The following is a 12643-nucleotide window of genomic DNA, read 5'->3' on the forward strand; positions in this document are numbered from 1 at the left end:
ACCTATTTATTAAATTTAACTATTTTTAGATAAAATTAAAAATTCACAACTAATTTTCATCAAAAAATTTTAAATCAACAAAGTTTTTGAAAGAGTCGATTTGCAATATAGAATTGAGATTACATAAAGTTGATTCATATTTTTAGAAAAAATTCAAATAAACAAATCATTTAAAAGAATAGAAATATCCTAAAAATTTATTTTAAATTAAGAACAAATTAATAACTAGATATATTATGATAATTAATTGGGATGAATTTAAGGCCAAATTTCATGGCAAAACACAAGACGCTTTTGAAGATTTAACTTACCATTTATTTTGCAATGAATTCAATAATGGTCAAGGGATTTTTAGATATAAAAATCAAAAATTCATAGAAACTGAACCTATTAAAACTGAAAATGATATAATTGGATTTCAAACAAAGTTTTATGATTCATCACCATCAAAACATGCTTCAGATTTTATAAATACTATTGATGATGCTAAAAAGACATATGGATTGACTAAAATAGTATTTTATGTTTTTCCAGAATTTGGTCAAAGCAGTGAGAAATATAAAACCAAAACTAATGTTATTGAAGATATAGAAAATGAAGCTAAAAAACACGATATGGAGATAATATGGAAAGTTCCAAGTGTTATAGAACAAGATTTATCAAAACCAGAAAATAGAATTTTAAAGTATGAATATTTTGACAGAGAATTTGAGGGAATATACAATATTAATTCATTCATTGAATTAAAAAGAAACAAATTAAAACCTGATTTAAAAAATACATTTGTAAAACTTGATAATTTTGATGATATCCTAAATAAAGTTAAAAATCATGAATTCATCTCCATTTTTGGAAGTCCTCTCTCAGGTAAAACAAGATTGTCATTAGAAATAGCAAAAATGTATAATAATGAGTACAATGTTTTAATCCTAACAAGAATGCCATATAACTTAATTTCTAATATAAAAAAAGTTTTAGCATATGATAAACCAAATTTGATTATTTTTGATGATTATAAAGCAACTTCTGAAAATTTATCGAATATCATTGAGGAGATACGATATATAGGGCAAAATAAAGTAAAGTTTTTATTCACATTGAATAAACAATATATATCTGCATTGAATAATCAATTGTATGAGTTTGATAACATAACAGATATTCAATTGAAACCCATTCCAAATAATTATATGCGCAATATAATTGAAGCAACTAAAAAACAGGAAATTCACATTAAATACTCTGCAATCGATAATATTTTACATATCTCTAAAGGAAATGTGGGTATTTGTATAATGGTAATAAATTCTATAATGAATAACAACCTCAAATTTCTTGAAAGTTATCATGAAATTTATAAAATTTACATCAAGGATTTAGAATTATATAATTTAACTCATGAAAATAAAATATTATTGGGACTTCTATCTTTATTTAATAACATTACTTTTAATAACTCCAATTTTATAAATGATTTAAATAATTTATGTAACTTCAATATAATATCTCAAAAAGAATTTATAGATGAACTAGCTCGTAAAAAATTAATAAAATACAAAGATGAAACAATTTCCCTATCTGATGGCCTTTTATCAATATACATGTTCTATTCCGTATTCATTGATGAAGAATTATTAAAATTGAAAGATATAATTATTGAGTTTCTTCCATTATACAGCACACAATTTCAAAAAAATATCTATGATACATTAACTATTTTTGGATTTAACTCTATTAAAAGTATTAAAAATCAAATAGATGCATCAATTAAAAATTTAGAGGAAAACCAATTGATAGGCGTTTATAAAATATTTTATTTATGTTACTCAGAAGATATTATTGTATTTCTAAAAAAATGGATTGAAAATGAGGATAGTGAAGAATTTGATTTCAATGAATTTGAATTACCCAAATCTAAACATATTTTCAGAGTTTCACCTAAGATTTCTCTTTTATCTTTATTATTCCATACGAAATATTATGTAGCGGCCTTGCAATTAACCTTAAAGATTTTAATCAAAAAACCTTCGTTATTAAATGAGATTTTACATATTCTTAAAGAATCATATTCATTCACATTATCAGGTGTTGAAAACAATTTTAGATTGCAAAACGAATTTCTAGATTTTGCGGAAAAGGATTCGTTTAATCCTAAAGAAAGGATGATTGTAAATAGACTATTTTTATTTTTATTATCCGAAGAGAATTTATTTAGATTTAGGCATTATGAATTTAAAAATTATTTAGGGGAATCTAATATAATTAATTTTTCATTATCAAGTACAAAATCATTAATGGACTTAAGATCAAGAATATTGACTCTAATGCTTTCATTATATAGCTCTTATCAATTTGAAGTTCAAGATATCTTTGAAACTTATATCAGAAATATTTCTAAAGATCATGAGACAATTTTTTTAAATGAAGAAGAACAAATTTACAATTTCTTTAAAACTCTAAATTTTGAAAAATATGATGCAAATAGATTATGTTATTTGTATTTAGAGGAGATTAATAAAAATAAAATCAATCTTGAACATCATTTTGATTTTATAAATAATCAAATAGTGAATAATGTTAAAATTTATTCAGACGCATTACATAGATTTGATAGGCGCAAAATAGAAGAAATTCGCAAAGAGATACGTGAAAATGTATCTGGAGAAATTGATGTTATTAATATTTTAAATTTAATGAAAGAAATCACTGAATATAATTCTTCTTCTATTGTATACTGTAACTTATTCTTTGAAATATTAATTGAAAAAGATTTTAAACTATTTTTAGATGCATTTTCTTATTATTTAACAAATAATTTAGATTTAATAAATAGATATCAGTTTATAGAATCTGTTTTTGATAATATGGATAGTTTAGATTTTTATGATATTATAATAACTAGTAATTATCAAAATAAAACTTTAATCAAATATTATTTCTTTGAATTAATTCCCAAAAAATATATTTCAAAAACCGTATTCACAAATTTCATTGATTTTATAACCTTAGAATTAACTAGAATTAATCTACACCATATTAATGAATATTATAAATACAATGATTACTTTATTCAATCTAATTTAGAAACCAATGCAAAAAATATTATCCAATATTTAATCGAAATAGTTCTCAAAAAATTTGATGAAATAGAAAGAATTTTATTATTTGATTTCTGTGAAGATAATTATATATACTTTGATGACAATTTTGAATTGCTTAAAACATTTTATTTAACTTGTTTAGAAGCAGAATATTATGATTCTGAAAATTCTGAATTAAAAACATTATGTAAAATGAATAAAGATTTTATAAAAGAATTTTTTAATTGGCATATGAATCATATAACTGATTTCTATGTAGATATAAATAAAATAGATTTTGTTTGGGAATTAGATTATGATTTTTGTTACATTGAAAATTTAATTAAATTTATTGTGGAAAAATGCGAATATTTCTATTTAGATTATGTAAATTCATTATTTTCAGCAAAAAATAATAAAGAAAAAGAATTTATAAATTATTTCATTAATAATAATTTTGATGATTTGAAAATGATTAAAGTAATCTTTGAAATTATTAAAATAAATTATAAAAATGAATTTATTAATTATTTAAAAGAATTCCTAAATCATAATAGTGATGTTGAAACATTTAAACACCTGGTCAATCCATCATACAAGTCTGAAATGGTTATTAAAGCTATGTTTGATGAAAGTAAGATTGAATTTTATAATGAAATTAAAACTATGCTAGAAGAATTTAATGATAATTTAGATTATTTTGAGCATAAAAGTTACATAAATAAATTAATTGCTGATACAAAAGCAGATCTAGAATATGAATTCAATTTATTAAATTAATCATATTCATAATCTAAATTGTCTGATTCGAATTTTTCATGTTTTGCATCATTTTCAAATTTTTTTGATACTTCAAATAATATTTTTGCAGTAATTGGATAATCCCCCACTATTTTTTCTGCGTATTCATTGTACTTATTAGATATATCCTTTTCACGCCTACCGCCATCATCAAGACTTTTGTAATATGTGGAATATTTCATTATTATTGAAGATTTAAAGGAACTATTTATCTTTGGATTATTAAATTCATCAATGAATCTACAAACTTCCTTTTTTGGCCAAACCCCATTATCTTCATTAGATTTACTTAACACCATTCCCAATTTTGAATAAAAATAGTTGATTTCATCTTTTTTCTCAATAAGTTTCAGGCAATCATGGAACCAATTTTGTAAAAAGTCGTAATCAATTTGTTCATTCATTTTTGTTCCTGGAATAATAGCCCAATTTTCAAAAATGTAAATATAATGATATTTTAATTTTAAATCAGCACTTTCCCTAGCTTTAATTAAATTACAAATAAATTTTGGATTTTTTGACATTTTTTCATGAATTTTTAATCTATAAGGAATTTTATTAAATCTAAAACTAGGGGATAATTTAAATTCTAGTGCAATCAATTTTTCAGCATCATAATTACAGTCATGTAATGTTTTTAATAATGATGTGCACATCTGTGCATTATACTTAATATAATCATCATCAATGTTTAATTTAAGTAGAACATCTCCAATTAGATTTGTGTCAAATTCTGTTTTATTTCTATAAAGGAATTCGAAAATCACCTGTGGTGAAGAATGTTCTAAAAGTTTTCTTAAATAATATTTACATTCATTATGGGTCTGACAATAATTAAAATATTTAAATTGTATCCAATACTCTTTTTGAATATCTTCCCCAAATAACTTTAACTTTCTCCAAATATTACAATTAGCTTTAAATGAAGTTAATATTAATAAAATTTTGCCATTATCAAATTTTTCATCAATCATTCGTTTTATAATTTGATTTGGCCAGTTTTCATAAAATATAGATTTTTTAAAGATATATTGCGAAGCAAATTCATTTATTTTTTTATTTTCATTAATAACATTAAAAACTTCATCATCAATATTTTTATTATACATATAACTTCCAATAATTCTTGGATACTTTACATTAATTATTAACTCTTTAATTCCGTCAAAACCTTTCATTTTGAATATATAATTAATTGCATCTTTTCGTTTATGATTTATTTCATCATCTCGTTGATCAAATGTTGAATCTAAAACATCTGGCCAATCATCATCAAATAAATATTTATATCTTTGAATTAATTTTTTTGGGGTAATTTTATAATATGCATCCTCTAGTGGAACTACTTTAATTAAATCATTATTTTTCGGGAACCCTCTAAGTTTTGCAATATTTTCCCTTAAAATATTCCATAGAACAATATTTTCCGGTTCAATCTTGATATATTCATATAATCTTTCAATTAGTTTCTCATTAAATTCTTCATCATTGCATTCAGTATAATAATTTAATGAAAAAGCCCATTTATCATTGTCAAATCCGATATGTTCTAATAATCTCATCCTAACTTCATAATAAAAGTCCAATAAATCTTTTTGGGTAATTATAAATTCTTTTTCATAGAATATTCTCCAATAAGGTTCATTATTTATAAATAAAAAAGTAGATTCTCGAGATAATAAATATTCTAAAATCTCCCAACCTATTATTAAATTTTTATCTAAAATATAATCCAATATATTTAATCTAGCATTAAATGAAGTGTATGTATTAATATACCAAGGTATGAATATTTCATTTAAAAATTTAAGGATTTCTTTATTATCCGATTTATTCAATAAATCTAAATGAATATCAATTATGTTTCTGAAGAAAAATGGATTTAATGCTAAAATTTTCAATGCAGACAATAAATAATGCAGATGATTTAATAAATAGTCTTCATTATTTCCCAATTTTTCTTCGATGGTTTCCAAAAAGATAGTTGGTGATGCTTCAGCTATTAATTTTAAATAAACATAATTATTATTCCAAAATTCTTCTGACTCCCCTTCAAATAAATTATAAATTAAATTATCAACCCAATTTTCAGGAGAAATATGATTCATATTTGAATCTTCACCAAAAACTGAAATTAAAATTAATGCTTTTAAAATACCTTCTTTTAACTTACCCGAACATCTACAATATTTTTTTTCTTTTAGTGTCCGATTAGATTTTTTAAATATTTTATTGAGTATCTTTCCAATCTTATCTAAATCATAACTGTTAATATACTTACCAATAATAAATAAAATGTTTTTAGGAGATTTTAGATAGCATTTATTTTTATTTTTAAAGATAGGGGAGTTTTCTTCATTTGCAAGTATTAATATATCTTGTAGAAATTTTTCATATTCTTCCCCATATATCTCTTCAATAATCTTTTTGTCATATATATTATTTTCATCATTAAATTGAGTAAAGAATAATGTAATTAATAATCTTATATTTTCTTTTCTAACCCATGGAGGCTGTATTTCCGGATTAAAAAGAGTCCTAAGAGTAGTTAAATTTTTTCCAGAATCTCTAGCATATTTTTTAGCGTCTGCACGTGGAAGACCCATTTTTTCTAAATTTTCAATGAAATGATATTTATTAGGATCAGTTAATATAATTTTACTCTTACTCTTTGAATAACTGTGGATATAAATTATGTTATCAGCATCATTGTAATACTCATAATTATCATAAGTGGGAATTAAAATAAGATTATCTTTTTGAGAGTAAAACTCCATACTATCCTCATCGTTAATAACTAAAGTTTTTGATAAAAATAAATCTCTTTCAGGCAATGTGGATATCACAGCATATAAAAAAGCAACTGATTCTTCAATATTATTTGAATAAACCATGATTTTTTTATTATTCCGTAACTGTTTAACTAATTCATTTATTTCAACATTTTTATCTGTCAAAACAAGTTCTGGAGATATTTTTAAATCCTCATCTAATTGACACCATTTACTCCACCATCGTTCTAAAGTTTCAACACCTTTATTTGGAAATCCTATTTTTTCTGCAAACCATCTTTCAACAGATGGAGTTTCATTAATCCAGGTTTCTAATTCTAGAGCTCCATATAATTTTACATTTTTCCAAATTTTTTGTCTAATTCTATATTTTTCCCATTTTTCAATATCTTCTCTTTCTATTAATTGTGGACTTACTTGAATATATGTTGTAGTTTCTTGATTTATCCCCAAAGGGTCATTTGTTCTGTTTCTATAGTCCTCATTTGCTTTTGGTCTCCATTCTTTATTACATCCCATTTCCCAAGCAGATAGACCTTTAGGAACAAAAAGAGTTTCATCATTATTTCCGATAATTCCATCGAATCCAGTTAAATATACTTGATCTTCAGATGGGAAATCACATTTTGTTATGTTTTTAGAAGAAGCTAAGATTAATTTTTTTATTAATAATGGTAAACTTCCTTGACAATCTCTTTCCCTTGCCCATTGTGTTATATGATTAGCTTTAATTCTCATTTTTATGTCTAATTCCCCACTATTATTATTTTAAATAAAATCTCCTTTAGGTCTTGCTTCGATACCTAATTTCTTATACATTCTTCTTGTATTAGGATTAGATTCAATAGCTAAATATTTATCCGCATCATCACCATGTTGTGGTATGACTTCGTTTTCCATCCAGTATTTTTTGACTTGTGGAGGCTGGCCTCCAAAGTTCCAGTAGGATTCGTCAGGTTCAAAACCGGTTTTCTCTTTAATGTCTCTTAAAATTTTATGAGAACGTTTATATGGGCTGGCAGTAATTAGAATAACATAATTGTCTTTAATTAATTCGATTAAATCCAATTCATACTTTTGTGATTTGATTTTCTTCTCAAGTGGATAATTCCAAATTTCTTTTGAGTTAGCTATTAATGTATAATTTAAATCTAATAATATTATTTTATCTTTAGGAATTTCCAATTTATCATCACGAGCATCTTCTTCTTCATCATTATCTATTGATAATTTAATTCCACAGGAATCACAGAACTCATTACCTTGTTTATTCAAAGTGCCGCATACTTGACAGTAATTTAAATCTAAAACAATTGGCACATGATCAGAACCTGATTGATCTTTTAATATGTATGAATCATTAAGAGTTTTCTTGATAGATTTAGAAACTAAGAAGTAATCTAATCTTAAACCTTTATTTTCAGCCCTTAATTTTTTATTTGCCCACCAAGAGTAATTATCTCCTTCAGAATGGAATTCACGGAAAGCATCAACATAATCATTTAAAATTTCCCTAAACCATTCTTGTTCTTCAGGCATGAATCCGGATTTGTTTTTCATAAGTTCCGGTCTTTTAGCATCAATTTCTGTAGCTATTCTATTGAAGTCACCGCAGACAATAACCGGCTTTTTAGATTTCTTAAAAAGTTTTGTGAATTCATCATAGAACCTATATTTACGATTAAGATGTTCTTTATCCTTAGCACCTGACGGAACATAAACATCATACAAGTTAAAGCTTTCAAATTCCAAATTAATTACTCTTCCTTCTGAATCAAACTCTTCATCATCAATTCCTTTATTAACAGAAAGAGGTTCTAATTTTGAATAAATAGCTGTACCATACACATTTGATCTTTTAGAACATGGAAAACTATAAAGTACATACCCATCAAGAGTAGGAACTTCAACAGTTTTAATTTCTTGAATACATAAAATATCAGGGTTTTCATTTTTAACAAGTTCTTGTAAATCCCCACTTTGATATGCAGATTTTATTCCATTGACATTCCAGGATATAATTTTCATTGAAACCACTCAGTTATAATATGTTGTTAATAACTTATGTTAGTTGATAAATTTATAATTAATGTGAAATTATCATTAACACATACCCACCAACTTAATGATTTTAGGTTTTTTATTTTATTTTCATTACAGCATTTGTCATGTTCAATATAATCCTTAATTTTTATTATATCGAATAACTAATTGTAACAATTATTAAATAACTATTCAAATTAACTCTCGTGAACATTTTTCCAAAAAATTAAATAACCAGTTCAGATAAAATTTTATAACAAAGTTGATTGAAAAGTACATGTAAGTGGTACGACTTTTTCATAAGTTTCAATATAGCTAGGTTCCATAACCTCTTTTACAACATCACCATCATTAACTTCCCCAATAAGCAAGGGTGAATCAGGATTATGCAACTTTTGATTCTTTTTGACCAGCTTCATGTTGCTGTTGGCGTAACACACTTCAAATTATCTACTACTTTTAGTAAAATTTATTCTATATCATGCAAACAAAATAAATCAAAACTAAATAATTTCTGCCAACACTCAAACCATTTTAAAAAAAAAGGCAAATGAGAGATTGTCTCTCATTGTTTTTTAATATTTTTATTTTTTATCCGCAGCGTTATAATTAACATAGCTGCTAACACGATGGCTAATCCATACATTACAGATGCCATTGCATTCTGGATAATTATATCTGCAGTATCTACAACAATACTGTCTTGTCCCTCTATAGTGTCTAATTTTTGGAAGTAGTCATAAACCTCCTGATGGAATTGTTCATCTCCTGAATAATCAGGCGCATAGGTATCGACTGCAGTACTAATACCGCCCATAACTCCAAGAATTAGAATTATTCCAATGATTGCTGTACCCAATGAGGAACCTAATGTCTCACCAGTTGTAATAATACCAGATGCATTATTTTGGCCTTCAGCAGGAACATCGAATAATGCAACATCCGCTGCTAAAGCCATCATAAAACCAATACCTGTCCCAAGTAAAAACTGCCCCGGAATTAAATCCAGCATGTTTACATTTAATTTAAATTGATAACTTAAAATCAGACATCCTACAATAGATATTATACATCCTATTGCCATGAGTGTCTTGTGATTCAGTTTTCCTATTAGTTTTGGAGCGGTCAATGAAAAAATAAACAAAGCCATAACAAATGGAAGTGAAGCCAAACCAGTATCGAATGGATTTAACTGCAATACACTTTGGAAAAACAGAACCATTACAAAAAATGTTCCTGATATTACAATATTATATAATAACTTAATAGATGTACCTATACGCAAATTTTTGTCTCTAAATAATTCAACATCAAGCAATGGCACCTTGCCTGACCTTTTTCTTTTGAGTTCAAACCATATAAAGATTGCTAAGACTATCAATCCCAAAATTATCTCAATTATGCTGGTAGCAACATCCTTAGTCAGAGTCAAAATACCAAGCACAAGCAAAAGAAGACATATACCGGAAAGTATAGCACCAATAATATCAAGATCGCTTTTAGATTCAGTAGGCTTAAAATCAGGTATTTTATTTTGCATTACTAAAATAAATAAAATGAATATTAATTCAAATGCGAAAGTGTATCTCCAGCTGAAAAAAGTTGTAATAAGCCCACCAAGGAGCGGAGCTAAAATATCTGCAAGTCCTGCCATTACCCCGAGAGTTGCCAAAGCAATTGTACGCTTTCTGCCGGAATATATTCCGCTTATTATTGAAACTATGGCAGGCAGCATTAATGCCGCAGCAACACCTTTAATCGCTGCCCATCCGACAAAAAACATTGTAACACTTGAACTTAATACTGCAGCAAATATTCCTATACCAAAAAGTGCAGCACCAATTACAAACAGTTTCTTTTTACCAACTATGTCCTGAAGTTTGGTACTGAACAGTATCAACGCAGCAGTGATAAGAGTACAAAACGACACAATCATTTGAATAGTACTAACATCAGCATTCAAATCAACAACAATTCGAGAAATGCTAACATTCATGAAGAAAGAGTCCAACACTATAATAAAGGAAGCACAAGCCACAACTATTAACGGAAACCAAGAACTCTCGTTAGCCTTTTCATTCATATTTATTAATCCTCCTAATTTTAAAAAATATTTTTACATGCTCTTTTAAACATGAACATAAGTATATTTGATTTCCCAACGATTAAATTTTTGGATGGAATTTTTACATAATACAGCAAGAACACCACAATTCTGTAAAATTGATTTTCAAATGCATTCTATGAACATCAAATATCAAAGGTCTAACTAAAAACTACATCAATCTAGTTTGAGCATCAATATAGCATGGTTCATTAACTTCATTTACAACATCGCCCCATTTAACATCCCCAATCAGCAGAGGCGAATTTGGATTATGTAACTTCTGGTCCCTTTTGACCAGCTTCATGTTGCTGTTGGCATACCAATAATTGCTTGTCATCAATTGTTTATAAATAATTTCAGCATCTTACCCTCAACTTTTCCAATAATACTCAAGTAGTTAACTTGTATCATTAGTTGGTTCAGGTTATGTCAGTGATTATAGTAGATGTTCAGGATTTGTATTTCCACTAGCTCCAGTTTCTCCCATTTAGATGAATATTTAATTATCATGAATTCTAAAAAAAAGTAGTGTAGAGAGAACAAAAGTTATACAACTATCACATGAGTTTTCATATAACAACTCTCCAAAATAATTTTAATTAATTAATGATTTAATTTTTAAGTTATATATAATTAATAGCTACTTTTTCTTTTCATGAATAATTATTTAAAATATTTGAATAAATGTGTTTTAAGTCAATTCTTAATTAAATACTAATTTCAACAAAATTAGTGAATTTTACATAATTTTTAGAAATAAAAACGAAATCAGCAAGTTAGAATAATATTTCAATACCAGATAACTTTTAGAGTAGCTTCATGTTAGCGTTTACATAACAATATTAAAATCATGATTATATTAAAAAAATAGTTCAATTTAATGTCTTATTGCAGAGAAAACTCCACAATATTCCCACAGACATTAAATCCATTTCATCTCATAGAGGATTACTAAAAGTAACTCTCTTGTGTAATAATTTATGGAATGTTATATATAAACTTAATTATTTTTTAAAATTGACGATTAAATAGTGGGCATCTCAAGGGAAAAAGCCTTCACGAAAATATAACATAATTTTCAAATGACCATCATTGATAATTTTTGATTTATATCTAATCGCCTAAAATAGAGGTGAAACTAAGAGAATTATCTTCAAATATTATTGAAATACCAAATAGCTTTAATTATTGAAATAAGATTAAAACTATAAGTTCCAATTGTGAAGAGAATTAACTCCATGTTCTCACCTCCAGAAGATGAAATGATGGAACACCATAACAGTTGTAGGAAAAACCATTACAATTAGCAAATAAATACCTGTTAAAAATAATGAACATCATATCTATTCACCCCCATTTTTATTGAAGGCCTTTTAACTACACATATATTCTTTAATATCCAATTTAAAGTTTGTTGAAGTTACTTTGTAAAATTGTCGTGATAAAAACATCAAATATATAGTTTACAGTGAAAATTAAATCTAAAAATAAAAAATAATTACAGTGACCTAGTTTTCATGTCAATATAACTAGTCCACTAACCTCTTTTACAACATCGAATTATGCAACTTTTGGTTCTTTTTAACTAGCTTCATGTTGAGTTGGCATAACGCACTTTAAATTATCTACTACTTTTAGTGAAATTTGTTCGACACTATACGAACAAAATTAAAAAACACTATTTTCAGTAGTGAAATAAAAAGTAGTAGGAATTTTCAATACTATTCACATAACAATAATTGCTTGTCATCAAGTTTATAATAATTTAAGCATCTTATCATACAACTTTTCCAATAATGCTCAAGTAGTTACATTTGTGT

General features: G+C 25.9%; 5 protein-coding genes. 1 reads left to right on the forward strand and 4 read right to left on the reverse strand.

Features of this window, described 5'->3' with window-relative positions:
- Positions 1-236 precede the first annotated feature (236 nt).
- On the forward strand, positions 237-3860 hold the full coding sequence (locus tag QZU75_RS10845; RefSeq protein ID WP_296883702.1) for a hypothetical protein: 3624 nt from the start codon (positions 237-239) through the stop codon (positions 3858-3860).
- Here the strand turns inward: QZU75_RS10845 and QZU75_RS10850 are convergent.
- The 4 genes from QZU75_RS10850 to QZU75_RS10865 all read right to left on the reverse strand — a co-directional run bounded on the left by QZU75_RS10850 (position 3857) and on the right by QZU75_RS10865 (position 11160).
- Positions 3857-7411, reverse strand: coding sequence for a hypothetical protein (locus tag QZU75_RS10850; protein WP_296883704.1), 3555 nt, complete (start codon positions 7409-7411; stop codon positions 3857-3859). The genes QZU75_RS10845 and QZU75_RS10850 overlap by 4 nt on opposite strands.
- A 30-nt stretch (positions 7412-7441) precedes the next feature.
- Positions 7442-8701: an exodeoxyribonuclease III gene (locus tag QZU75_RS10855; protein WP_296883706.1), complete on the reverse strand. Its 1260-nt coding sequence runs from the start codon at positions 8699-8701 to the stop codon at positions 7442-7444.
- Between the two features lie 580 nt (positions 8702-9281).
- Positions 9282-10799 (reverse strand): MFS transporter, encoded by a 1518-nt coding sequence (locus QZU75_RS10860; protein ID WP_296883708.1) that lies wholly within the window; start codon positions 10797-10799, stop codon positions 9282-9284.
- A gap of 193 nt (positions 10800-10992) precedes the next feature.
- Complete coding sequence (locus tag QZU75_RS10865; RefSeq protein WP_296883709.1) at positions 10993-11160, reverse strand: hypothetical protein; 168 nt, start codon at positions 11158-11160, stop codon at positions 10993-10995.
- Positions 11161-12643: the final 1483 nt, after the last annotated feature.

This window comes from uncultured Methanobrevibacter sp. (genome assembly GCF_902764455.1).
Lineage (GTDB): Archaea > Methanobacteriota > Methanobacteria > Methanobacteriales > Methanobacteriaceae > Methanocatella.